Origin of the sequence: Cochleicola gelatinilyticus (assembly GCF_001637325.1) — a bacterium.
In the GTDB taxonomy this organism is placed as follows: Bacteria; Bacteroidota; Bacteroidia; order Flavobacteriales; family Flavobacteriaceae; genus Cochleicola; species Cochleicola gelatinilyticus.
This window is the reverse complement of sequence record NZ_LRXL01000037.1, coordinates 19968-45482: the sequence shown is the minus strand read 5'-3', so window position 1 is coordinate 45482 and position 25515 is coordinate 19968. Positions and strand designations below refer to the sequence as shown.

Sequence of the window (25515 nt, the reverse complement as noted above, 5' to 3'; positions counted from 1 at the left end):
GCTTAAACGGTACGCTGCATGAAAAAAGACTTTCTAAAATACCAGACGCAAACCACACCACATCCCTTAGCGATGGAAGTTTCACACGCTACAGGAAGTTATATTTACGACACGAATGGAAACAAACATCTCGATTTCGTCGCTGGTGTTTCCGCGTGTACATTAGGACATAGTCATCCGAGAGTCGTGAAAGCTATACAAGCACAAGTTGAAAAATACATGCATGTCATGGTCTATGGCGAATACATTCAATCGCCCGCTATAGCGCTTACTAAATTATTAGCAGAGCAACTCCCAAGCCCTTTAGAAACTACCTATTTAGTGAATAGTGGTACAGAAGCCATCGAAGGCGCAATGAAACTGGCACGACGCGCAACCGGAAGAACCGAATTGTTATATATGCATCATGCCTATCACGGCAATACGATGGGTTCTTTAAGTCTTATGGGCTATGAAGAACGAAAAAAAGCCTTCGAACCGTTGCTGCCCGACTGTCATGAAATCACGTTTAATGCTGTAGATGATCTTAAAAAGATTACATCCGCTACTGCTGCCGTGGTGATGGAAACCATTCAAGGCGGGGCAGGATTTATTCTTCCGAAAAATGACTATTTAAAAAAAGTTAGAGAACGTTGCGATGAAACTGGTACTCTCTTGATCTTAGATGAGATTCAACCGGGTTTTGGTCGGACTGGAAAATTATTCGGATTTCAGCACTTCGGAATCGTCCCCGATATTCTTGTAATGGGTAAAGGAATGGGTGGCGGACTCCCCATTGGTGCTTTTACAGCTTCGGAAGCGCACATGGCATTACTGAAAGAGAATCCGAAGTTGGGACACATTACCACCTTTGGCGGAAATCCCGTGATAGCTTCAGCAGCGCTCGCAACATTACAAGAATTAATTGAAACAGATTTGATTTCTGAAACGCTTCGGAAAGAAAAAATCTTCAGAAATGAATTAAAACACCCTCTTATAAAAGAAATCCGCGGCAAAGGGCTCATGTTAGCAGCCATGGTTGAAACTGCCGAAATAGCTTCCGAAGTAATTTTAAAATGTAAAGATCACGGTTTGATACTGTTTTGGCTTTTGTTTGAGCCTCGCGCCATTCGAATTACTCCCCCACTAACCATTTCTGAAGAAGAAATAAAAGAAGGTTGTGCCATCTTGACAAAAATACTCGATAGCATTTCCTGTTAATAGCATCTTACTAAACGCCTTCAATTCAGTAAAATAAAGACCAAAAATCGTGTTAATAAGCCTGTTAACAACAATAGCGGCATATTTATTGAACTTCGGTTTACATTAGTATCTTTAATTAAGAAGAAACAGTTAAAAAGCATCGTATGCAATTAAGCCCGAACGAGCACAACAACAATTTCTCCCTTTCCCGATTTGAATCCATGTTAAAGACGAATAATGTGCTATTTTTTGACTCTGAAGAGTTCGAAAATATCATTCATCATTACTTAGAAAGTGGAAAAATCGCCCTTGCGAAAAAGGCAGTAAAACTGGGATTGGAGCAACATCCTTCATCGACCAACTTAAAGTTGTTTCAGGTGGAGATGCATATTTTCGAAAATGAACTAGACACGGCAGATGAATTGCTAGATACCTTATATGTATTAGAGCAATCTAATGAGGAAATCTATATTCAGAAAGCGAATATCTTATCCCGTCGTGACGAACATAAAAAGGCGATTCAGTTGCTAGAAATGGCTCTAAAAATCACCGACGATGTGACCGATGTGTTTTCTCTTATAGGAATGGAGTATCTTTTCCTTGAAGATTTTGAAAATGCTAAGTATTACTTTATAAAATGCCTGGAAGATGACGAGATGGATTATTCGGCATTGTACAATATTATTTACTGTTTTGAATATTTAGAACAACATGAGGAAGCGATTGAATATTTAAATGATTTTTTAAATAAAAATCCTTATTGTGAAGTCGCGTGGCATCAAGTTGGAAAGCAATACTTTGCTTTAAAAGAGTATAAAAAAGCATTGGCCGCATACGACTTTGCTATTATTAGCGACGATAGTTTTATAGGTGCCTACCTTGAAAAAGGGAAAGTACTCGAAAAAATGAAACGGTATAATGAAGCAATTGAGAGCTATACCATTACGTTAGGGTTAGACGATCCTACTTCGTTTGCATTGTTGCGTATTGGAAAATGTCATGAAAAGTTAGGAAATAAAGAGTTGGCGCTTCAATTCTATACCAAATGTGTTGAAGAAGATTCGCTTCTTGATAAAGGGTGGATCGCAATTACCGATTTTTATTTTAGAGGCAAAGATTACCAAAAGGCGTTATATTTTATTGACAAAGCGATAAATATAGACAGTGAAAATGTGTTGTACTGGAAACGGTATGCAAAGATCAACAACCGCCTAAATCTGTTTGAAGAGGCAGAGCACGGCTTCCGAAGAACTTTAGAACTGGGTAATTACGAGTTAGAAACTTGGCTCACACGATGTGATATTCTTATAAAACTAGGGGAATTTGAAGCGGCTATCAATAATTTAAATCAGTCGGCCGAATTTTACCCGGAATGTGCAGAAATTGAATTTCGTTTAGCTGGAATTTATTACTTTTTAAATGAAGCTACAAAGGGACGTTTTCACTTAAGAAACGGATTAAAAATTGAATTCGATTTTGTAATGGTTTTAGAAGAACTATTCCCAACCGTTTATACGATGAAACCGGTACAGGAAATTATAGCAAGTTTCAAAAAAGCATCCTTATAATTTATGTATTTTTGAGGCTTAGAAATTTAATCCTATGCCTGAATCTCGCTCGTTTTTACAGTATTTACTAATTACCGCTAAAGGGCTTGCCATGGGTGCTGCCGATGTAGTGCCAGGTGTATCTGGTGGAACCATCGCATTTATTTCTGGTATTTACGAAGAGCTTATTGAAACCATTCACAACTTCGATCTAGGCTTTTTTAGTCTTTGGAAAAAAGATGGATTTAAAAAAGCTTGGAAGCAGTACAACCTTTCTTTTCTAGTTGCTTTATTTTTGGGAGTTGCTATAAGTATCCTTTCATTAGCAAAAATTATTACGTTTCTGTTAACCGAGCATCCTATTTTAGTGTGGTCTTTTTTCTTTGGATTGGTTATAGCAAGTATTCTTTACGTTGGAAAACAAATTACTTCCTGGAATTTTAAAGTAATCGTTTCAATTATAATTGCAGCGGCCATTGCATACGCCATCACACTTGCAAAACCTATTGGTACTCCCGACAGTACCTGGTTTTTATTTTTAGCTGGTTTTGTAGCGATTATTGCTATGATTCTCCCTGGAATTTCAGGAGCTTTTATTCTGTTACTTTTAGGGGCTTATGAAGCTGTTATAGGAACCTTATCTCAATTAGGGGATGGAGTTTCAAAAATGAACTGGGATTTATTTTCTGGAGCATTTTTAAAGTTGTGTGTATTTGGAATAGGAGCTATTGTGGGTTTAAAGTCTTTTTCGGGTATTTTAAATTGGATGTTTAAGCATCACAAAAATATTATTCTTGCAGTGCTTACAGGGTTTATGATAGGAGCTCTTAATAAAATATGGCCTTGGAAGGAAGTTTTAGAATTTCGAGTGAATCACAATGGAGAGGAAATTCCATTTTTAGAAAAAAGTGTGTTGCCCGGAAACTATCCCGATGAAGCACAAATAGGCTTGGCTATTCTCTTTATGAGTCTTGGGTTTTTAAGTATTTTTATCCTAGAACGAATTGCAAAAAAGAAAGAAACACTCTAAATAAAGCTTCTCAAAGTTGTTTTTACTGCTTTTAACATAGTCTCAACTATTTGTTCCCTAAATTTATAATAGCTTTATGCGACTTAAGTAACAGGAATCACTAACCAAAATATTACCACAAAACCGAATGCAGGAAAATCGTTCTTTTAACGATAAGATCTGGCTTGTTTTAAAAGGACTTGGCATGGGCGCTGCTAATAAAGTGCCGGGAGTTTCGGGTGGTCTCGTTGCTTTTGTAGCAGGGTTCTACGAAGAATTTATATATTCCCTTCAAAAAGTAAACAGGAAAGCATTTGCCTTATTAATAAACGGTCGATTTAAAAGTTTTTACAGATACATTAATGGTTCTTTTTTAGGACTCCTAATTCTAGGAATGATTATAAGTTACTTTAGTGTTTCTAAAATTTTAGATTACCTTATTGTAAATTTCGAATTGTATGTTTGGGCGGGATTCTTCGGTTTGATTATTGGTTCGATTTATTTTATTACAAAAGATTTTGGCGAATGGTCCCGTAAATATGTTGCCTATTTGCTCTGCGGTATTATAGCTGGAGTAAGCATTAGCTTTTTAGAACCTGCTAAAGAAAACACCAATCTAATTTTCGTTTTTGCATGTGGAATTATTGGTGTTTCAGGGATGACACTTCCAGGGCTTTCAGGCTCGTTCATACTTATTTTATTAGGAAATTATGTGCTATTACTGGTCGACTCAGTAAACGCTTTGTATGACACAGTAGCCGATCTTTTACAAGGAGATTTAGCGTTTATGGAAAATACTGAACGGCTACAGCTTTTAAAAGTGCTGGTCGTATTTTCATTAGGGTCTTTAACGGGACTTGTATCGTTATCTCATTTATTGGCCTATGTGTTAAAAAGATATAAAAAAGCAACCTATGCAGTAATTATCGGTTTTATAGCGGGTTCTTTAGGAGTAGTATGGCCTTGGAAAGAAAAAATAGTAGAGCTCGATGCGCTAGGTAATTTACAATACGATGCCAATGGAAGAGAGATCATTAAGGGGTATGACCGTTACTTTCCATCAGAATTTTCGCTCGACACGATTTTGGCCATTTTCTTTATTTTCGTAGGAATTATTATCGTACTGAGTTTAGATTGGTACCAAAAAGCAAGAAATAACTCAAATGGCTAAATACGGATTAATTGGCAAAAACATATCCTATTCATTTTCAAAGACTTTTTTTAGTATAAAATTTGAAAATGAAAAAAGAAAAGACAGCTACCACAACTTTGATCTTGAAAATATAGACTTATTGCAAGATATCGTTTTAAAAGAAGAGAATCTTAAAGGACTTAATGTAACGATACCCTACAAAGAACTTGTTCTTCCGCTACTCGACAACGTAGAAAAAGAGGCGGAAAAAATAGGGGCTGTAAATACAATAAAAATTTCGCGCAATAAAAAACTTACAGGCTACAATACAGACCATTATGGTTTTGCAAAAGCCCTTGCCATGTTTTTTCCTTTACATAAAAAAACAGCCCTCATTTTGGGTACCGGAGGTGCCTCTAAAGCGGTAGCTTACGTATTAAAGACGCTTGAATTCGATTATAAATTTGTTTCGCGCACAAAAACACCAAACAATTACACGTATAAGGAGTTAACTCGTGAAATAATGCATAAACACTGCCTTGTAATAAATTGTACTCCATTAGGAACGTTCCCTAACATTCAAGACTTCCCAGACATTCCTTATCACTTTATTACTGAAAATCATTTACTCTTCGACCTTATTTATAATCCTAGAGAAACCGAATTCCTTAAAAGAGGATTTGCCAAAGGGGCTAGAGTTACCAACGGACTTAAAATGCTGGAATTTCAAGCCAAAAGATCGTGGAAGATCTGGAATTCTTAATTTTTACCGAAAAAACCACTCAGGCTTTGCCAATTAAGCAGTTGTTAGTATCTTGACCCAGCAAGTACGACGAACTTTAACATTGAAAAAAATGTCTGACAACAAAATTCCCGAAAACACAGAAAATACTACTCCGAAAACTCCTTCTCCAGAAGCAACTGGCCCCCTTGAAAAAGGATTGAAAGAAGAAGCAGAAAAAGCATCAGAAACTTCTAAGTCTGAAGCAGTTTCAGAAGAGACTAGTGACCTTCCAAAAGCCATGCTAGATGAGGCTTCAAGCAAAACTCCTTCAGATGAAAAAGAACCCTCTAAAAAAGAAGTTGCTGCCCCTTCAGAAGAAAAAAAGGAAGAGAGTAATTCTGAAGTAAAAGAAGAGAATACGCCCAATTCAGAAGAAGAGAACAATTCAGACGAAGAGGACGAAGAGGAAGTAAGCTCGTCTGACGATGAAGAGGAAAGCGAGACAGACGATAAAGATGAAAAAGATTACAGTACGTTGTCTAAAAAAGATCTTATTAAGGAATTGGAAACCCTGTTGAAGAATCAACCTATTCAGACCATTAAGAATGACGTTGAAGAAATACGTTCAGAATTTAATTCAAAGTTTAATGAGGAACTTGCTCAGAAAAAAGAAGAATTTTTAGCAGAAGGTGGAAATATCATCGATTTTTACTACTCCACCCCTATTAAAAAAGAGTTTAACACGCTTTATTTCGATTACAAAGAGAAAAGAAACAATTACTACAAGAGTTTAAAGAAAGACTTACAAGCCAATTTAGAAAAGCGCGAAGCACTTATTGAAGAGTTGAAAGGCTTACTAAGTGCTGAAGAAAACATAAATACTACGTACAAACATTTTAAAGACATACAGAGTCGTTGGCATGAGGCGGGAGCGATTCCCAGAGATGTTTACAATACTGTTTGGAATACCTACCACCACCATGTCGAGAACTTTTACGATTTTCTGCATTTAAACCGTGAATTTCGTGATTTAGATTTTAAACACAATCTCGATCAGAAATTAAAACTCATCATTCGTGCCGAAGAACTGGCAGAACAAAAAGATCTCAATAAAGCATTTAGAGAGTTACAAATGCTTCATAAAATGTGGAAAGAAGAGATTGGACCTGTCGCTAAAGAATACCGTGATGAAGTGTGGGATAAATTTAGTGCTGCCACCTCTGTTATACACGATAAGCGTCAAGCACAGCTGCAGGAACAAGAAGCTAAATTCGAAGAAAATCTTGTTGCAAAGAAAAACCTAATTGCTAAAATTGGGGAAGTTACAGAAAACACAGGGTCGAGCCATAAGGCATGGCAGAGTGCAATGAAAGAGGTACAAAAAATGAGAGACGCCTACTTTGAAATTGGAAAAGTACCAAGATCTCATAATAAAGAAACTTGGAATACATTTAAAGAAGCCACTCGAAATTTTAATAAGGCCAAAAACACTTTTTATAAAAATCAGAAAAAAGAACAATACACAAATCTAGAAAAGAAACGTGAGCTTGTAGCAGTTGCTGAAAAACATAAAGACAGTGAAGATTTTGACACGGTCACTCCTTTAATGAAGAAAATTCAAAACGATTGGAGACAAATAGGACACGTACCAAGAAAAGATAGCGACGCCATTTGGAAAGAGTTTAAAGCTGCTTGTAATTATTATTTTGATCGCCTACATGCGCAAAAAAATGAAGCTAACAAAGAAGAAGTAGCAAATTACGAAGCAAAAATTGCACTCCTAGAGAAGCTAGATGACTTTAAGTTTACCGGAGATCATAAAGAAGATCTTAAGGGAATTAAAGAACAGATAAAATCTTGGAAAGAAATAGGACGTGTACCTTATAATAAACGATCTGTTGAGCAAAAGTTTAACAAAGCGCTTGATGGAATGTTCGGCAAATTGGACCTCGATAAAAAAGAAACCGAATTAATAAAATTCGACAACAAATTAAATACGCTTACAAATCGGGACGATGATCGCAAATTACGAAATGAACATTTCTTTATTTCCAAAAAAATTGAAGAAACGAAAGCAGAAATTATGCAATTGGAAAACAACTTAGGGTTTTTCCAACATGTTCCCGATGACAATCCAATGGTGAAAGAAGTGCATAAAAATATTAATCGCCATAAAGAACAACTTGAAGTATGGAAAGCGAAGTTGTCTAAAATTAAATCGGTTCGGGAAACAGGAGAATAATGTGATTTTAAATGTGTAGCGTAATGTTTTTTTAAAGCAGTAACCTAAAAAGCTATTTGCTACTCATAATTGTCGCAAGCTCCGTAGCACATCCCCAGGCTACTGTATACCCTGCTCCTCCATGACCATAGTTATGAAATAAATTTGCATGCACAGGATCAAATTCAAAACGTACAGCAGTCCTCCCCGGACGTAATCCTACCACGATTTCTTTTATTTTTGGAACTTCTGCACTAACATTAAATCCATTTAATCTGTTTAAAATTAAATCTGTATCGGCCATATCTGTGTTTATATTCCAGTCGTTTTTGTAATCAGTACCCCCAATAATAGCATCTTCACTTCGGTTAATTACATAACATAAATTACCCTTTCGGGTTCCATCTGCAAAAGACATAGTATTTAGCTTAGCACAACGTAAAATTTGTCCTCTAATAGGGTACATGGCATCATCATTACAAAGGATCTTTGCCCCCAACCCTGTACAATTTACTACCCAATCATCCAATCTACTTAATACCTCGATCGATGTAATAGTTTGCTTTCTAAATGTTCCTCCACTATCTAAAAATAACTGGAATAAATAAGGAAGGTAGAAAGGAGGTTCGGCTAACGGAACACATGCTACATGTCCCATTCTCATTCCTGAAGGAAGTTCTTCTTTAGTTGCTTCCCGCACCGCTCCTTCAGGCAATTGTTGAATCCAATCTATGTTACTTTTAACTGTATATGCCGATATAAATGGGATGAACGTAACTCCACTCTTTTTCCTGGCTTCTTTTTTATATCGTTGGTAAGACATTGCTGCCCATAGATTTGCTTTTTCTAAAGGGTAAATTTCAAAGGGAAACCATATTGCGCCCACTTTACTGGATAAGGTTTTTTCGTAACATTCTTTAGCCAGAATCATTACTTGAAAACCCTTTTCTTGCAAGGCAATTGCCGTGGTTAAACCAATAATTCCAGAACCAACAACCGTTACAGTTTTCATAGCTACATCACTATTAATATATTTAATATGTATTGAGATGTTACAATAACTTCGCTTCTTCCCAGTACACATCCATTTCTGCGAGCGTCATATCTTTCATTGCTTTTCCTTGCGATGCTGCTTTTCCTTCAAGGTACTGAAATCGTTTAATAAATTTCTTGTTAGTTCTTTCTAGTGCATTTTCTGGATCTACATTTAGAAAACGCGCATAATTGATCATTGAAAATAAGACATCTCCAAATTCAGATTCGATTTTATCGGTATTTTCTTCGGAAATTTCATGCTGCAATTCTTCCAATTCTTCCTGAAGCTTTTCGAATACCTGTTGGGGTTCTTCCCAATCGAAGCCGACACCTGCTACTTTATCTTGAATACGATTTGCTTTTACCAGTGCTGGAAGTGATTTTGGAACTCCTTGAAGTACACTGGTTTTTCCTTCTTTTAATTTAAGATTCTCCCAGTTTTGTTTTACTTCTTCTTCATTTGCAACTTCAACATCTCCGTAGATATGTGGATGTCTCGAAATAAGTTTTTCACAGATCTGATTTGTGACATCGGCAATATCGAAATCGTTGGTCTCGCTCCCTATCTTAGCATAAAAAACTATGTGAAGCAGCAGGTCGCCCAACTCGCCCTTTACTTCCTGAAGGTCTTTTTCGAGAATCGCATCGCCCAACTCATAAGTCTCCTCAATGGTTAAATGGCGCAGAGTTTCCATCGTTTGCTTTTTGTCCCACGGGCATTGCTCCCGAAGTTCGTCCATTATTGTTAGGAGTCGGTCAAAGGCTTCTAATTGGGATTTTCTTGAATTCATAGTGTGCTAATTTCCAAATGGGTTTTCACAAAGCTAGTATAATTCATATACAGAGATTAAAAGAATTATAAAAAAGCGTAAACAAAAAAACCTGTTGCTTTAAAGACAACAGGTTTTGTATGATTATAGAAAGAGATTCTACTTTTTCCTAGCGGAAGTATTTTTAGCAGCGCCTCCCTTTTTAGCTGAAGTAGCCTTAGGAGTAGCTGTTTTTGCAGCAGGTTTCACTTTTCCTTTTGCTGGTGCTTTCTTTACAGCTTTTGTCTTTCCTTCTTTTTCTTCGTTTTCTTCAGAAGCTTCCTCCGAATTTTTATCTGTTGCAGCAGTCTCTTCAGAAAAATCTGTATATCCGTTTTTCACTAAAAGATTATACCATTGTATCACTTTTTTAATGTCACTCGCATACACGCGATCTTCATCATAATCGGGAAGCACAGAAAAGAAATATTCTTCTAATTCGATCTTTGGCACTTTATGATTAATAGCCTCTCCTCCATCTTCCTTTTCAGAAATCTTTGCAAAAACCTCTCGCAAAGGCACTTCTTCAGTTAAAGTATAAATAGCGATCTCACTTAATAGACTTACATTGTGACGTCCACCGACACTGATACGCTTACCATCTAGCAACGACTCTGCTAAAAAACCGGCACGTGTTTGTGTGGTTAATTTGTATAAACCCGGTTTTCCGGAGATCGATAATATTTTCTCTAAATTCATAAAATTCAATATTAGTGGTACGCCAGTCCCTTTTAGAACGGCATGTATTTTTTCAAAAGGCTACAAATATGCAGGGTTTGTATGAATAATCCAAAGGCGTTAACGTTTCTTTTTAGCTTTTGGATACCGCATACGGTAATCGATGTTTGTTTTTCCTTTCGAAATATTAGTCAACTTACTCTTTATGAGTCGTTTTTTAAGAGGAGAGAGTTTATCGGTAAACAAAATTCCTTCAATATGATCGTATTCATGTTGAATGATCCGGGCTACAATACCACTGAATTTCTCGGTATGTTTTTTAAAATTTTCATCCTGATACTCAATCACAATATCTGGTTGACGAAACACATCTTCGCGTACATCTGGGATGCTAAGACATCCTTCATTAAATGCCCATTCGTCGCCACTTTCTTCAATGATCGTGGCATTGATAAATACCTTTTTAAAGGTTGAAACAAATTTTTGTTCTTCCTCAGACAGATCTTCATCGTCTTCAAATGGAGTTGCATCAACAATAAAGATACGCACTGGAACTCCAATTTGAGGTGCCGCCAGACCAATACCATGTGCGGCATACATCGTCTCGAACATATTCTCGAGTAATGCATCCAAGTTTGGATAGTCTTCTGTGATCGCTTTGCATTCTTTTCGTAAAACGGGATCTCCGTAAGCTACAATGGGTAATATCATCTGTGTAAATTATTTTTCTTTATTCTTTGTACTTGCTTCTTGAATACTTTTTTCTTTTAGCATAAAGTATCGCATACAAGATTCCTTAATAATCACTTATTATAAAGGTAATCTTGCAAAATTATGGTCGCACTAATCTCATCGATCAATGCTTTATTTCTGCGTTGTTTTTTTTTCAATCCGCTGTCAATCATGGTTTGAAACGCGCGTTTGCTACTAAACCGTTCATCCACTCTTTTAACGGGAATATCGGGAATGGCTTCAGAAAGTTGTTTCAGAAAGGGTTTAATTTCTTCTTCCACATCAGACGGCGAACCATCTTTTTGGGTAGGTTCTCCCATGAGAAATAGTTCTACTTTTTCAGTAGCTACATATTGTTTCAGAAATAAAAGTAATTCGTTCGTAGCAACTGTCGTTAAACCCGACGCTATCAACTGCATTTCATCTGTGATTGCGATGCCTGTTCGTTTTGTGCCGTAATCTATTGCTAAAATTCTTCCCATATTCGGTGCAAAAATAAGTGAATGTTTAATAGTATGCTAAAATGTATTCTGTTTTCGGTAGTGAGCGTTATATTTGTACTACGGAAAGTACATCGAAAACGGGAAATTCTCCTCTCGTTTATTATCAATTACTAAATACGAACTAATGCTTTCTGTTTTTAACTATATCTGAAGCAAGTATCCATGAACGAACTACAAAAAACCATAGAAAAAGCATGGGATGATCGATCCCTTTTAACCAATCCTAAAACCATTGCGGCCATTCGTGAAGTAGTAAAACAATGTGATGAAGGAACGTTACGTTGTGCCGAACCTACCGCAAATGGATGGCAAGTAAACGAATGGGTAAAAAAGGCAGTCGTATTATATTTCCCGATTCAGAAAATGGAAACGATGGAAGCTGGTATTTTCGAATATCACGATAAAATTCCTCTGAAACGTGGGTATGAAGCTAAAGGAATTCGAGTAGTGCCTCACGCAGTTGCACGCCATGGCGCCTATATCTCGAAAGGAGTAATTCTAATGCCGAGTTATGTCAATATCGGTGCCTATGTCGATGAAGGGACGATGGTAGATACTTGGGCAACAGTTGGTAGTTGTGCGCAAATCGGCAAACAGGTACACTTGAGTGGCGGCGTTGGAATTGGCGGTGTATTAGAACCATTACAGGCAGCCCCTGTAATTATTGAAGACAATGCATTCATTGGCTCCCGTTGCATCGTGGTTGAAGGCGTTCGTGTAGAAAAAGAAGCTGTGCTAGGAGCAAACGTTGTATTAACTGCTTCCACTAAAATTATCGATGTTACGGGAGAACAACCAGTGGAGAAAAAAGGAGTTGTTCCAGCACGATCGGTGGTAATACCTGGAAGCTACGCCAAGCAATTTCCAGCGGGAACATTTAACGTACCCTGCGCATTGATTATTGGAACCCGCAAAGAAAGCACCAACAAAAAGACATCGCTCAATGATGCCTTGCGTGAGTACAATGTAGCCGTTTAATAATTTGTTGCTTTATAACTTAATAAATCAGCCGTACTTATAACGTGCTGAAATTCCTCATTACTTTGAATTTGTGTAACTATGAATACGAAACAAACGGCATATTCAGTTTTAGACCTTGTACTTATCTCAGAAGGACGTTCCTTAAAAGAGACGTTTAATAATTCTCTTGAACTGGCTCAAGTTGCAGACCAAAACGAGTACAAACGGTATTGGCTTGCTGAGCATCACAATTCTATCGCTATTGGAAGTAGTGCCACCGTCGTACTTATAGGCTATGTAGCGCAAGAAACCCAATCGATTAGAGTAGGCTCTGGTGGAATTATGCTTCCCAATCATTCGCCATTGATCGTGGCAGAACAGTTCGGTACGTTGGGAGCTTTGTATCCAAACCGAATCGATCTCGGATTAGGACGCGCCCCCGGAACCGATCCGCAAACGGCTCAGGCAATTCGTTCCGATTTTATGCAGGCAGCACATTCGTTTCCTTCTGAAATTCAAAAAATTGAAACCTATTTTTCTTCTGAAAATAGCAACGCAAAGGTTCGAGCCACTGTTGCTGAAGGTGTTAATGTCCCGCTTTATATTTTAGGTTCTAGTACAGACAGTGCGCATTTAGCTGCACAGAAAGGTTTGCCGTACGCTTTTGCAAGTCACTTTGCAACAACGCATTTATTTGATGCCCTAGAGATCTATCGAAATGAGTTTACCGCTTCTAAAACATTAAAAACCCCATATACCATAGCTGGCGTAAATATCATTATAGCACCCACCGATGAGGCCGCACAAAAAATTTCCACCTCTTTCGTTAAAATGATCGTAGGTATCTTAACTGGGAAAAGAGGTTATGTGCAAGCGCCCGTCGAAATGACTCCCGATTTAGAAGAAGTCATGCAGCATCCAGCGGTACAGAAAATGCTGAAGTATTCTTTTATTGGAAGCAAGGACACTGTAAAAACACAAATAAAAGAGTTTTTAGAAAAAACCAATGTGCACGAACTTATTGCCGCCACTAATATTTATGATCACAGCGATCGGGTGTATTCTTATACTAAGTTTGCTGAAATTATGAAGGAATTGAACGAAGCTGAATAAGTACAATTAAAAAGAAGTAGCTCACACACTTATTTTCGTCTCCACGTCTGCTTTCGGATTTTTTTTGCGTTTTTTTTCTTCTGAAAGGTCCTAACATGCGAAGACATACTACTATGCACCTCTTCAAACGAACGACCAGAAAGTTTCGCATATTCTGCAGCCATGATCGTGATCATTGTTTTTGAAGGCCATAAACGCCGAAAATTATGCATTCGCTTTTCGAAATCCATTGGTTCAAAACGCATTCTGTTTAGATCGATGAGATAAAACTCGTATTCGTTAGTTCCTTTATCAACCACGAGGGTATTACCAGGAGAATGGTCTAAAAAGTTGATCCCATTTTCGTGAAGTTTAAAGGTAAATGCAGTAAACTGTTTTAGAATTTCTTCTCGGTTGGGAAATTTCGGCTGATGTATTAATACTCTAAAATCGAAATCGTAATTAATATGCTCACAGGCGTAAAAACTAGTGGTAAGTCCTGCGGAAAAGGTTTCAGCATACGCGACAGGAAACGGGGTTTTAATATCCAAATCGATTAATTTCGAGGCATATTCAAAAGAACGTTTTGCCTTGCTTTTCCTGAGAAACTGATATACAAAGCGTTGAATGAAATTGGGATCTTTAAACTTTTTTATCGTGATTACTGTGTCATTCAAATTCACTTTTTTAATGACATTGCGCTCCCCTTTTGTAACGTATTCACCGCTATTCTCAAAAGAATGAAAAAGGTGCTGTAACTCCTTTCGGAATGCCTCATATTTTGGATGAACCACAAAAACTTCTTTCATTATAAATTTTAAAAAACTTTAAAAACAACGTACTTTGCGAAGGTAACGCTAATGAAGAAAATACTCGTAATACAAAACAAAAGAATTGGTGATGTGCTGCTTAGTTCAGTGATCGCCAATAATATTAAAACAGTATTTCCCGATAGCGAAGTACATTTTTTTGCCTACGATTATACCACCGGAGTTCTTGAAAACAATCCGAACATCGACCATATTATTCGTGTAAAAGAGAAAGAGCTTAAGAAAATTAACATTCTTATAGAGACCATCGATGGCATTCGTCGTGCGGGTTATGATATAATTTTCGATCCCTACGCGAAGTTTCAAAGCCGAATGATGTGTTTGTTTAGCAAAGCAGAGTATCGCATCGGATTTAAACGTGCTGAAAAAAAACTACGACTTCCTTTCTATACGCACCCAATTAATTTTAAGAAAAAAGCAACGCTCATTTGCGGAAGGGCTATTGAAGATCGTATTCATTTGGTGGAATCGGTTTTTGAACTCCCAACTCCCGATACCGTGCCTAAAATTTTTCTCACTTCGGAAGAACAGAATAGTGCTGTTTTAAATGGGATAGAAAAGCCTGTGATCATGCTGGGGGTTTTAGGAAGCACGCCACAGAAATCGATGCCATATGAATATATTGCCGAATTAATTAATTACATCACAGCAACGTATCGAGCAACGCTGCTTTTTAATTATGCACCTCATCAAAAAACAGAAGCGCAAAAAATTTATGAATTATGTGATGATAAAGCGCAGATCAACCTCGATGTGTATGCAGATTCGATTCGTGATTTTGCGGTGCTTATGAATCAATGTGATCTATTGGTTTCTAATGAAGGTGGTAGCGTGCACATTACAAAGGCTCTCGACAAGCCCACGTTTACAATCTATTCTCCTTACATAGATAAAGATGCTTGGAATAGTTTTGAAGACGGAAAATTTCATGAATCTATTCATTTACTAGAAGAACAACCCGATCTCTATACATCGTTCAGCCGGGAAGAGACCAAGAAGATTGAAGAAAATCCGGAACTTTTATACAGAAAACTCACCCCGGAACTGATTCTTGGTAAATTAATACCGTTCCTTCAACATCATTTAAAAGGATTTGAGAAATAGTTGAGTGGTGTGGACTTCATGATTGAGTTGCTGCTATTTTAAGAAGAACATCCTTCCCCAGCGCTTCCTTCAAAGGAAGGGAGCTTACTAAATCTCTTTTTAAAAATCTCTTTTTATAGAAAAGTATCATTGGAATTATTTCGTGTAGAACATCCTTCCCCAGTTTTCTTTTAAAGGAAGGGAGCTTACTAAAGCTACTGAGTAATAATTTTATTTGCAAGAGGGATTGAAGATGCTACCGTGTAGCGATGAAAGCCCGACCCGACCTAGGGGCTTGCCCAACCACTAAAATTAACCTTTATCGATGCCAAATTCTGTCCACACTTTTTTCTGCTGCTTTGTAGTGTGTCGTATTGCTTTGTTCGCATCGATCATTTGTTGTGTGACATAACCGCGCTCGTGATCGAGATGGACCGTCACCGCACTGTATCGAATTTGAAGCGCTTTAATTCCGTTATTCATCATGCGTTCGCCCAGTTCGCGGTCTTCTCCGCCGTAACGCATGCGCTCGTCAAAACCATTCACGGCAAGTATCTCTTTTCGCCAGCCTGAGGCATTGTTTCCGTCCCAAGTTGCTTTCGTTGGAGTTAAGGTATTTAATAGTTTTTCTTTAATTCCGTGAGAGGTGAGCTTGTTTATTTTGAAGGTTTTTTTTACACCTTTTTCCACCAACCAAGAGGCGTTAAAGCAATTTTGCTCCTTAATGTCTTTTTCTGAAATCGCTTCGGAAACGGTCATTGGTAGTTTAAAATAGCCACCCGATAAAAAACAGTTTGGCTTTCGCAAGCGAAGGTGTTTGGCTATAAAATCGTTTCGCGGAATGCAATCGCCATCGGTAAAAATAAGATAGGTACCTTTTGAAGCGACAATCGCTTTATTGAGAATCTTTGTTTTTTGAAATCCGTCGTCTTCTTGCCAGACGTGAGTTATTTTTAAAGAAGATTTTTTCTGAAATGTTTTTATCAGGGTTTCGGTTGCTTGCGAAGAACCATCGTCTGCAATCACAATTTCGAAGTCGGTGTGGGTCTGCTGCTCAAATCCCCACAAGCATTTCTGCAACCATTCGGGTTGATTATAGGTACTGATAATTACTGAAACCGAAGTAGTCAAATTAGGTGGGTTTTACAATTCCGAAATCGGTCCATTTCTTTTTCTCCTCTTTGGTAGCATCACGAATCGCGCGGTTTTTATTGATAGATTCTTGATTTTTATATCCTCTTGGATGGTCTAAATGAATCACGACTGCATTGTAACGAATCTGTTTGCTTTTAATTCCGTAATGAAACAATCGTTCCCCCAGTTCACGGTCTTGCCCTCCATATTGCATGCGTTCGTCGAACCCGTTTACAGCGACAATATCTTCTTTCCATCCAGAAGCATTGTGACCGTTCCAGCTGGCATTGGTTGGGGTAATTGTATTTAAAACAGCTGCTTTTATAGGGCCCGAAGACAACTTATTATTTTTAAAAGATGTTTTTAATCCGTGTTGCTTAAGCCATTTTACATCGAAACAACGTTCGGTATAAATGTCTTCTTTTGTAATTGCTGTAGAGAGTTCCATAGGCAACATAAAATATCCCCCACTTAAAAAATAGCCTTCTTCTCTGTACTTTACGTGTTGCTCTACAAAGTCTTTTCTGGGAATGCAATCGCCGTCACTCATTATAATATAAGGCGTAGTGCATTGCATGGTGGCTTTATTAAGAATTTGAGATTTCTGAAACCCGTTATCCTCATGCCAGACATGTATAATCGGGTAAAATACAACAGTCCGCATCTGTTCGATCAATTCTTTTGTTTCCTGTTTAGAGCCATCATCAGCGATGACGATCTCGAACATGCGGTAGGTCTGGTTATTATACCCATACAATACTTTCTCAAGCCACTGTGGAGAATTGTAGGTACTAATTATAATGGAAGTATCGGGTGCATTCATTGGTACAAATATAGTAGTATTTCGGTTGTTTCCATTCGTTGGCTTTTAAATGCACTACGGAAAGTTCTAATAGGCACGAAGATTATATGGAAGACATTTCCTAAGTTTGTATCATGGCGACGTTATCTGTTATTATTCCTTCTTTTAATGAAGCAGCTTTTATTGAAGATGCGATTCGTTCGGTTGCCTTTGCCGATGAGATCATCCTAATCGATTCGTATAGTACCGATGAGACTGTAGCGATTGCGACACCTTTGGTTACGAAAGTAGTGCAACGGGAATTTGATAATTTTTCCAATCAAAAAAATTATGCCTTGGAGCATGCAACCTGTGACTGGGTACTTTTTTTAGATGCAGACGAGCGTGTTACCCATTCGTTGGAAGCAGAAATAAAAGCGACCATCGCAGCTCCCAAACACGGCGGGTACAAAATTAATTTTCCGCATTTTTATATGAATCGTTTTCTTTATCATCATAGCGACGATGTATTGCGACTGGTAAAAAGAGAAAATGCTCATTTTTCAGGATTGGTTCATGAGAAATTGCATTGTGAAGGAAGCGTTGGAAAGCTTACCCACAAAATGCTTCATTATACCTACAAAGGATTGAACAATTACATCGCTAAAAAAGAATCGTATGCTTGGTTTCAAGCGGAGCAGTTACAGAATAAAAATAAGCAGGTCACATGGTTTCATTTATTCTTTAAACCCATGTATCGCTTCTTTAGTTCTTTTATTTTAAAAGGAGGCTTTCGCGACGGCGTCCCGGGAATGACGGTTGCCGCAGTAAATGCGTATGGTGTTTTTTCGAGGTATGTGAAATTAATGCTACTTAATAAAGGCATGCGATAGCGTGTGCAGTATAAAAAAACTGTAATTAATTTTTGTACTGAATCTTAAAACTATGAATCCCCTTCTGAATCTTGAATTACGTATTTTTGCTGAAACGAATAAAACCGATTGAAAACCATCCCGAAAATTACGGCACTTGCCATTACCCTAAATGAAGCAGCTTCTATTGAAAGTTACATTGATAGCGTTTCGTTTGCGGATGAGATCGTGATTGTAGATTCTTATAGTAGTGATAAAACAGTAGAACTTGCCGCTGCTTATAAAAATGTAACCGTCTTCCAACGGACCTTCGATAACTTTTCTGCACAGAAAAACTTTGCACTTTCAAAAGCAAGTCATGACTGGATCATCTTTTTTGATCTCGATGAAATTGTAACGCCGGCGCTTTCCGAAGAAATTCAGACAACGATTGCCGCTAACCCCAAAGAAGTTGCATTTTTCGTAGATCGTGACTTCTACTTTATGAACAAACGTATTAAATACAGCGGGATGCAGAATGATTCGGTGATTCGGGTATTTCAAAAAAAACACGGTCGGTACAACGATCAATTAGTCCACGAAACCCTTGAAGTTGATGGTGCTACTGCAACGCTTCGGGAATCACTTCCGCATTATACGTACAAATCGTTTGACGCCTATACCGTAAAGATCCATCGTTACAGCGAACTGCAAGGCAATATGCTGTACGAAAAGAAAAAGAAACCAACTTATTATCATTTTATTGTACGTCCCTGGTGGCGGTTTGTGCATCAGTATTTTATAAAACTAGGGATTTTAGACGGAAAAGAAGGATTTATCTTGGCGTATGTGAGTGCTTTTGGAGTTTTTAAACGGTACGTAAATCTGTGGTTGTTGTACCGAAAATTAAACTAATTTTGAAACGTATGAAATCTGACACTGCCTTTCCGAAATGTTCGCTCGTTACTCCAACGTACAATTGGCCTGAGGCTTTAGAATTGCTATTATTAAGTGCCAAACACCAAACACACCTTCCCGATGAAGTGATCGTTGCCGATGATGGCTCCCGGAAAGAAACCACCGAACTGATTAAAAAATTTCAAAAAGATTTTCCGGTTCCACTCCATCATATATGGCATGAGGACAACAAAAATCAGAAGCCTGCAATCATGAACAAGGCGATTGCTAGTGCAAACTATGAATACATTGTAGAGATCGATGGAGATATAATCATGCATAAGGATTTTGTTAAAGACCATCTCTCGCTTGCCGAAAAGAATACTTTTTTATACGGAAGCCGAGTGAATATTCAAGAATCGTACTTGGAAACACTTTTCAAAAAAAAACAACTTCATTTTAATTTGTTTTCCAGTGGGATAAAAAAAAGAGGACGTACCCTTCGTATTCCATTACTAGCCAATAATCGCAAAAAAGAAAACGAACGCTCCTCAAAGTTACGTGGCTGTAATATGTCGTTCTGGCGAGAAGATTTTATAAAAGTGAATGGTTTTAACGAATCGCTTACGGGTTGGGGTATCGACGATAGTGAAATGATCCAGCGAATGATAAATAATGGGGTGCAGGGAAAACGCTTAAAATTTAAAGGAATCGCCTATCATATTTACCATCATGAGCAAAATAAAAGTCACATTGAGATAAACCGGATAATTGAAAAAGAAACAACCGAAAAGCAACTCACCTACATTGACAAAGGAATCGATCAATATCTTTAAATAATGTGAGGATAAAATGAAAATGATCCCCCATAATTTATTTTATTAATTTAAAAATCTGTTTAACTATTTTACTAGTTTTTCTAACAAAAAATTAGGGGCTCTCATGAGCTTATTTGTAGTGGTATTTATAAATACTAAATCGGTAGATGCGGTTACTAAAAGTTCATTGCTTTGATTATGAATTTCATACTCAAATGAAATTCGAATTGTAGGAATTTCCTTAAGCCTAGTTGTAATGCAAATAACATCGTCATACCGTGCTGGAAGCTTAAAATTAATTTGTAGGTTTATTACTGGGAGTTGTATGTTATTTTCTTCCATCCATTTGTACGAAAGCCCCAATTCTCTTAGCCATTCGGTGCGTCCTTGTTCTAAATATTGTGCATAATTTCCATGGTAAACAACTCTCATTTGGTCGGTTTCTGCATATCTAACTCTTAATTTTGTAAGATTTTTTTTCACGGCGTTTGGTCTTTAAAAAGGAACTTTTTTCGTAGCTTTAACGATAATGAAGTATGCGTAAAAAAAATAAGAAATTCAATACCCAAACCGTTTTTTTTTTCATTTTTTTGTTCACATATTTGCACCATTAAGAAACTGTTTAGTGTCTGCACTTTTTATTTCTTGATCAATTCAAAAAACTAACTAATAATTTCAATAATTACTATGAGCAAAACTGCGGAATCGGTTTGGAACAATTGTTTGTCCTTTATTGAAGATAACATAACTTCACAAGCGTACAAAACTTGGTTCGAACCAATAAAAGCTGTAAAGCTTACCGACAATGCGTTAAGCATTCAGGTCCCCAGTAAATTTTTTTACGAATGGCTCGAAGAACATTATGTGAAATTATTAAAAGTAGCATTAACGAAAGAGTTAGGTACTTCTGCCAAATTGGTGTACATCATCAAAATGGAAAATACCTACGGAAATAAACAACCTTTCACAGAAAAAATTCCAAGTTCGAATCGGAGCAATTATCAATCTTCTCAAGAAGTTGATGTTCCTTTGAAGAATAAAAGTCCAGAACTTAAAAATCCTTTTATCATACCTGGCATTCGAAATGTAAAAATCGAATCGCAATTAAACCCGAGTTATAATTTCGATAATTTTTTAGAAGGAGAGTCGAATCGTTTGGCACGTTCCGCTGGTCTCGCAGTAGCAAATAAACCAGGGGGAACCTCTTTTAATCCATTGCTTATATTTGGAGGCGTTGGTTTAGGTAAAACGCATTTAGCACATGCTATTGGTGTAGAAATTAAAGATAAATACCCAGAGAAAACCGTTTTATATATCTCTGCTGAAAAATTTACGCAACAGTACATTGAATCGGTTAAGAAGAACAATCGAAACGATTTTATTCATTTTTATCAGATCATCGATGTACTAATTGTGGATGACATTCAACTACTTTCAGGAAAGGCAGGAACTCAAGATGTATTCTTCCATATATTTAACCATTTACATCAAAATGGAAAGCAAGTTATTTTAACTAGTGATAAGGCTCCGGTTGATATGATCGACATTGAGCAACGCTTATTATCTCGATTTAAATGGGGGCTTTCTGCAGAATTAAATCACCCAGATTACGATACACGTGTTGCAATTATTAAAAACAAACTATATCGTGACGGTGTTGAAATGCCAGAAGATATTGTTGAGTTCTTAGCCAATAATATTAAGACAAATATTCGTGAACTAGAAGGCGCAATTATTTCTTTAATCGCTCATTCTTCTTTCAACAAAAAAGACATTACGATCGAACTTGCTAAAAAGATCGTAGACAATTATGTAAAGCATACTAAACGCGAAGTCTCTATCGACTATATTCAAAAAGTAGTTAGTGAATACTTTCAAATGGATGTGGATACGCTTCAGTCTAAAACGCGAAAGCGACATATCGTACAGGCGCGTCAGTTAGCAATGTTCTTTGCGAAGAAATTTACAAAAGCATCCTTGGCTTCAATTGGCTCTCAAATTGGGCAACGAGACCATGCAACAGTTTTGCATGCATGTAAAACAGTTGACAATCTTTCAAGTACCGATAAGCAATTCAGAAAATACGTAGAAGACCTCAATAAAAAATTGACGCTCTAACCTTTTTATTCCTTCGGAAATTTTCATTTTAATTTGTACTTTTCAGAAATGAAAACAAAGATACTTATGGTATGCTTAGGAAATATCTGTCGATCTCCTTTAGCTGAAGGCATTTTAAAATCGAAACTTGACCTTTCTAAATTCGAAGTGCAATCTGCTGGAACTGGCGGATGGCACGTAGGCGATCTTCCCGATCCAAGAAGTATCGAAATTGCAAAAGAAAACGGTCTTGATATCACAAATCAACGCGGGAAACAATTCTCCACTTACGATTTTGAGATCTATGATCATATTTTTGTGATGGATAACAGCAATTACAAAGACGTTATTAAATTAGCAAACACAGAAGCTGAAAAGAAAAAGGTACAACGCATTTTAGACGAACTTTTTCCTGGAGAGAATGTCGATGTTCCAGATCCTTACTATGGAGGAGATGCTGGTTTTGCAAATGTTTACAATATGTTAGATCAAGCCTGTGAATCGATTGCACGCAGATTGTAATAATATTTCATTACTTTTAAAAAAATACTTCTCGCTATGAAAAAATTAGTCCCTTTGCTATTATGCATGTTACCCTTTTACTCTCTTTTGGCTCAAGAAATATCTATAGAATTATTTAAAAGTGATTTTAATAGCCCTGTCAACCTTCAACATGCTGGAGATGAACGTCTATTTGTCGTGGAACAAGGAGGGTTAATTAAAGTTATTGATGCCGATGGATCTGTATTGCCAACACCGTTTCTAAACCTCAGCGGTCAGATCTCAACTGGAAACGAACGTGGATTACTAGGACTTGCCTTTCACCCAGAATATGCTTCAAATGGATTTTTCTATGTGAATTATATCGATACAAATGGCAATACCCAAGTATCCCGTTTTAATGTAAGCGCTGGCGATGCAAATATAGCCGACCCTAATTCAGAATTAGATATTATAGACTACATCCAACCTTCTGGAAATCATAATGGAGGATGTATGGCTTTTGGTGCCGACGGATATCTTTATATATCATCTGGAGATGGTGGAGGTAGTGGAGACACAGATAATCGCGCACAAAATCGTTTGTTACTTTTAGGGAAATTATTACGTATTGATGTGGATAACCCATCCGATGGAAATAATTATGGAATACCTGCAGACAATCCGTTTATAGCAGATCCAGACGGACGTAACGAGATTTGGGCGTACGGATTAAGAAATCCGTGGAAATTTTCATTCGATTCTGAAACAAATGATTTATGGATCGGAGATGTAGGGCAAGGTGCTGTAGAAGAAATAGACAGAGCATCAGCTACTCAAGCAGGCTTAAATTATGGATGGCGATGCTATGAAGGAAATGCCCCATTTAATACAGCCAATTGCCCTGATGACAGCACCCTCACCTTTCCTATTGCACAATATTCTTCTGCAGGCGGATCCCCTCATTGTTCTATTACAGGAGGCTATGTTTATAGAGGAAGTGCATTTCCCGAAAATTACGGACTCTACTTTTTCGCAGATTATTGCAGTGGACTTATAGGGACTGTAGACGCTGAAGGCAATTTAACTGAACAAGAAACTTTTGGAGGAAACAACTGGGTATCCTTTGGAGAGGATGTAAATAAGGAATTATACATTTTAAGCCTTGGCGGAACTATTTATCGAGTTACTTCGGAAACATTATCCACTTCTGAATTTACAACAGAAGACTTTTCACTTATTCCTAACCCAGCTTCAGATAAGGTTATACTGAATTTTAAAAATGAGCGTGTTCGTTCTATTTCAATTTTCGACTTAAAAGGGAGCTTATTGTTTTCTGAAGAAGCAATTTCTACAACTAATAAGGAAATTTCTCTGTCAGGTTTTAGCAATGGAATATATTTGGTAAAAATCACTTCCGAAGCTGGAGACACGCAGGTGAAGAAATTACTCATTCAATAACGTACTTATGCAGCCCCAAAAAGGAAATCTATATCTTATACCCTGCACCCTAGGAGAAACTCCACCTCTAGAAGTTTTACCGCTTTTGGTTAAGAAAGCAGTGGAACACATCGATTATTACATTGTAGAACATGAAAAAAATGCAAGACGTTTTATTAAGAGTATCGTTCCACGTAAATCACAACCAGATTTAAAACTGGAAATGATTAACAAGTTTACTAATGAAGAAGATATTCCCAAAATGCTAACACCATGTTTAGAGGGTTATGATGTTGGTGTAATATCGGATGCCGGTTGTCCTGGTATTGCCGACCCTGGTGCTGGTGTGGTTGCTGAGGCACATCGAAAAGGAATTAAAGTAGTACCACTAGTTGGCCCCTCCTCGATTCTTATGGCAATGATGGCGAGTGGATTTAACGGTCAAAATTTTGCTTTTAATGGGTATTTGCCAATCGATAAATCGGAACGTAAAACAGCTATTAAAAAATTAGAGCGACGTTCGATCGAAGAAGACCAGTCGCAGAGCTTTATTGAAACTCCGTACCGCAACAATCAGTTACTAGAAAGTTTAGTTGCTACGTTACATCCACAAACTAAGATCTGTGTGGCTTGTGATATTACATTGCCTTCAGAATACATAAAAACGGCTACTGCAGAAACGTGGAAAAAAACAAAGGTCGACCTCCATAAAAGACCGACCTTATTCATTCTTCAAAAGTAAAAATGCTATAATACTTTTGCCTTTTGATTTGCAGGGATATGAGACGTATCGTATCCCGAAAATTTCTTTAAATAATATTTAATTGAAGTTCCAAAAGCATCATTGAACCCAATAGTTCCTCCACTGCGAAGAAATTTTTTGACATTCCCTGCTCCAGCTAAATGTGCTGCTGCTAATATTCCAGATTCTGTCACTTTTACACCTCCAATATATTTTCCCCGGTACCTTTTAATATCCCGACGTAAGATCCATTTGTTTCTTGAAGTGTATGCTTCGAAGGCGCTCTCCTGTAAACTAGTATCGTTTATAAAATTTTCTGTGTTATAAACACCAATCATATGAAGAGTTGTCTGTGCAAATTGGTATTTTCCCAAATAACCAAATTGATTAACAATTCTGTAATCACCTCTTGACTCTTTAAACCCTAGTGCTTCTTTAAAGCCCAAATAAGTTTTACCTAGAAATAATTGATATTGTGGCAATGCGACAGGTTCTGGGTACAAAGAAACCTCTTCTTCTGTTGGAACATGATACACATACACATCTTCGGTTATTTTAAACCGTGACAAATCTACTTTCTTCTTATAGGTAAATCCTGAAGCTACTACTATAGTAACGATAAGAAGAACTACTGCTTGTAAAAGATTTCGTTTCATATCTATTTTTGCTTTTAGGTGAGAATTTTCATACCTAAATTTCGGCGTGCAAAGATACACCTTTTTTTATAAATCTGAATTA

The 25515-nt window shown here is 37.2% G+C and carries 26 protein-coding genes; 16 read left to right on the top strand and 10 right to left on the bottom strand.

Going from position 1 to position 25515, the window contains the following annotated elements; genetic code table 11:
• The first annotated feature begins 18 nt into the window (after positions 1 to 18).
• The 6 genes from ULVI_RS07910 to ULVI_RS07885 all read left to right on the top strand — a co-directional run bounded on the left by ULVI_RS07910 (position 19) and on the right by ULVI_RS07885 (position 7836).
• Positions 19 to 1200, top strand: coding sequence for an aspartate aminotransferase family protein (locus ULVI_RS07910; protein WP_068591565.1), 1182 nt, complete (start codon positions 19 to 21; stop codon positions 1198 to 1200).
• A gap of 146 nt (positions 1201 to 1346) precedes the next feature.
• Complete coding sequence (locus ULVI_RS07905; RefSeq protein WP_068591563.1) at positions 1347 to 2750, top strand: tetratricopeptide repeat protein; 1404 nt, start codon at positions 1347 to 1349, stop codon at positions 2748 to 2750.
• Between the two features lie 34 nt (positions 2751 to 2784).
• Positions 2785 to 3759, top strand: coding sequence for a DUF368 domain-containing protein (locus ULVI_RS07900; RefSeq protein ID WP_068591561.1), 975 nt, complete (start codon positions 2785 to 2787; stop codon positions 3757 to 3759).
• Positions 3760 to 3886: 127 nt separating this feature from the next.
• Positions 3887 to 4909, top strand: coding sequence for a DUF368 domain-containing protein (locus ULVI_RS07895; protein ID WP_068591559.1), 1023 nt, complete (start codon positions 3887 to 3889; stop codon positions 4907 to 4909).
• A complete protein-coding gene (locus ULVI_RS07890) occupies positions 4902 to 5633 on the top strand; it encodes a shikimate dehydrogenase family protein (protein ID WP_068591558.1) in 732 nt (243 codons plus the stop codon). Before ULVI_RS07895 ends, ULVI_RS07890 begins: the two co-directional genes overlap by 8 nt.
• 91 nt (positions 5634 to 5724) lie before the next feature.
• Positions 5725 to 7836, top strand: a complete 2112-nt coding sequence (locus ULVI_RS07885; protein WP_068591556.1) for a DUF349 domain-containing protein — start codon at positions 5725 to 5727, stop codon at positions 7834 to 7836.
• Positions 7837 to 7888: 52 nt separating this feature from the next.
• On the opposite strand, the gene ULVI_RS07880 is transcribed toward ULVI_RS07885, so the two are convergent.
• The 5 genes from ULVI_RS07880 to ruvX form a co-directional block, all read right to left on the bottom strand.
• Positions 7889 to 8827, bottom strand: coding sequence for an FAD-dependent oxidoreductase (locus ULVI_RS07880; protein WP_068591554.1), 939 nt, complete (start codon positions 8825 to 8827; stop codon positions 7889 to 7891).
• A 40-nt stretch (positions 8828 to 8867) separates the two neighbouring features.
• Complete coding sequence (mazG, locus tag ULVI_RS07875; protein ID WP_068591552.1) at positions 8868 to 9641, bottom strand: nucleoside triphosphate pyrophosphohydrolase; 774 nt, start codon at positions 9639 to 9641, stop codon at positions 8868 to 8870.
• Between the two features lie 138 nt (positions 9642 to 9779).
• Entirely contained in the window at positions 9780 to 10358 is a 579-nt protein-coding gene (locus ULVI_RS07870; protein ID WP_068591549.1) for a DUF5606 family protein, read from the bottom strand.
• 99 nt (positions 10359 to 10457) lie between these two features.
• Positions 10458 to 11048 carry a peptide deformylase gene (gene def / locus ULVI_RS07865; RefSeq protein ID WP_068591547.1) on the bottom strand — a complete coding sequence of 197 codons (591 nt, stop codon included), beginning with the start codon at positions 11046 to 11048 and terminating at the stop codon, positions 10458 to 10460.
• Between the two features lie 92 nt (positions 11049 to 11140).
• Positions 11141 to 11551, bottom strand: coding sequence for a Holliday junction resolvase RuvX (gene ruvX, locus ULVI_RS07860; protein WP_068591545.1), 411 nt, complete (start codon positions 11549 to 11551; stop codon positions 11141 to 11143).
• A gap of 183 nt (positions 11552 to 11734) precedes the next feature.
• On the opposite strand from ruvX, the gene ULVI_RS07855 reads away from it, so the two are divergent.
• Together ULVI_RS07855 and ULVI_RS07850 are read left to right on the top strand one after the other, a co-directional pair.
• Complete coding sequence (locus ULVI_RS07855) at positions 11735 to 12550, top strand: 2,3,4,5-tetrahydropyridine-2,6-dicarboxylate N-succinyltransferase (RefSeq protein WP_068591543.1); 816 nt, start codon at positions 11735 to 11737, stop codon at positions 12548 to 12550.
• Positions 12551 to 12631: 81 nt separating this feature from the next.
• Entirely contained in the window at positions 12632 to 13645 is a 1014-nt protein-coding gene (locus ULVI_RS07850) for an LLM class flavin-dependent oxidoreductase (RefSeq protein ID WP_068591541.1), read from the top strand.
• Positions 13646 to 13674: 29 nt separating this feature from the next.
• Here the strand turns inward: ULVI_RS07850 and ULVI_RS07845 are convergent, their stop codons facing one another.
• Entirely contained in the window at positions 13675 to 14433 is a 759-nt protein-coding gene (locus ULVI_RS07845) for a lipopolysaccharide kinase InaA family protein (RefSeq protein ID WP_068591539.1), read from the bottom strand.
• A gap of 51 nt (positions 14434 to 14484) precedes the next feature.
• Between ULVI_RS07845 and ULVI_RS07840 the strand changes: the two genes are divergently transcribed.
• Positions 14485 to 15558 (top strand): glycosyltransferase family 9 protein, encoded by a 1074-nt coding sequence (locus tag ULVI_RS07840; RefSeq protein ID WP_068591537.1) that lies wholly within the window; start codon positions 14485 to 14487, stop codon positions 15556 to 15558.
• A 291-nt stretch (positions 15559 to 15849) separates the two neighbouring features.
• Here the strand turns inward: ULVI_RS07840 and ULVI_RS07835 are convergent, their stop codons facing one another.
• Together ULVI_RS07835 and ULVI_RS07830 are read right to left on the bottom strand one after the other, a co-directional pair.
• Positions 15850 to 16668 (bottom strand): glycosyltransferase family 2 protein, encoded by an 819-nt coding sequence (locus tag ULVI_RS07835; RefSeq protein ID WP_068591535.1) that lies wholly within the window; start codon positions 16666 to 16668, stop codon positions 15850 to 15852.
• Between the two features lies 1 nt (position 16669).
• Positions 16670 to 17494: a glycosyltransferase family 2 protein gene (locus ULVI_RS07830; RefSeq protein WP_068591532.1), complete on the bottom strand. Its 825-nt coding sequence runs from the start codon at positions 17492 to 17494 to the stop codon at positions 16670 to 16672.
• A 113-nt stretch (positions 17495 to 17607) separates the two neighbouring features.
• On the opposite strand from ULVI_RS07830, the gene ULVI_RS07825 reads away from it, so the two are divergent.
• From ULVI_RS07825 to ULVI_RS07815, 3 genes are all read left to right on the top strand, one after another.
• Positions 17608 to 18345, top strand: coding sequence for a glycosyltransferase family 2 protein (locus ULVI_RS07825; RefSeq protein WP_082830815.1), 738 nt, complete (start codon positions 17608 to 17610; stop codon positions 18343 to 18345).
• 108 nt (positions 18346 to 18453) lie between these two features.
• Positions 18454 to 19218: a glycosyltransferase family 2 protein gene (locus ULVI_RS07820; RefSeq protein ID WP_068591528.1), complete on the top strand. Its 765-nt coding sequence runs from the start codon at positions 18454 to 18456 to the stop codon at positions 19216 to 19218.
• A gap of 11 nt (positions 19219 to 19229) precedes the next feature.
• Complete coding sequence (locus ULVI_RS07815; protein WP_068591526.1) at positions 19230 to 20036, top strand: glycosyltransferase family 2 protein; 807 nt, start codon at positions 19230 to 19232, stop codon at positions 20034 to 20036.
• Between the two features lie 66 nt (positions 20037 to 20102).
• On the opposite strand, the gene ULVI_RS07810 is transcribed toward ULVI_RS07815, so the two are convergent.
• Complete coding sequence (locus ULVI_RS07810) at positions 20103 to 20501, bottom strand: acyl-CoA thioesterase (protein WP_068591524.1); 399 nt, start codon at positions 20499 to 20501, stop codon at positions 20103 to 20105.
• Between the two features lie 204 nt (positions 20502 to 20705).
• Between ULVI_RS07810 and dnaA the strand changes: the two genes are divergently transcribed.
• Genes dnaA through ULVI_RS07790 form a run of 4 tightly spaced genes read left to right on the top strand, consistent with a single transcriptional unit; the run spans position 20706 to position 24777 of the window.
• On the top strand, positions 20706 to 22136 hold the full coding sequence (dnaA, locus tag ULVI_RS07805; protein ID WP_068591522.1) for a chromosomal replication initiator protein DnaA: 1431 nt from the start codon (positions 20706 to 20708) through the stop codon (positions 22134 to 22136).
• Positions 22137 to 22184: 48 nt separating this feature from the next.
• The gene (locus tag ULVI_RS07800; RefSeq protein WP_068591519.1) at positions 22185 to 22637 is read left to right on the top strand and encodes a low molecular weight protein-tyrosine-phosphatase; all 453 of its coding nucleotides are present in this window, start codon (positions 22185 to 22187) and stop codon (positions 22635 to 22637) included.
• 36 nt (positions 22638 to 22673) lie between these two features.
• Entirely contained in the window at positions 22674 to 24056 is a 1383-nt protein-coding gene (locus ULVI_RS07795; RefSeq protein ID WP_068591518.1) for a PQQ-dependent sugar dehydrogenase, read from the top strand.
• 7 nt (positions 24057 to 24063) lie between these two features.
• The gene (locus tag ULVI_RS07790; RefSeq protein ID WP_068591516.1) at positions 24064 to 24777 is read left to right on the top strand and encodes an SAM-dependent methyltransferase; all 714 of its coding nucleotides are present in this window, start codon (positions 24064 to 24066) and stop codon (positions 24775 to 24777) included.
• A 5-nt stretch (positions 24778 to 24782) separates the two neighbouring features.
• On the opposite strand, the gene ULVI_RS07785 is transcribed toward ULVI_RS07790, so the two are convergent.
• Positions 24783 to 25433, bottom strand: a complete 651-nt coding sequence (locus ULVI_RS07785) for a peptidoglycan-binding protein LysM (protein ID WP_068591512.1) — start codon at positions 25431 to 25433, stop codon at positions 24783 to 24785.
• Between the last annotated feature and the right edge of the window lie 82 nt (positions 25434 to 25515).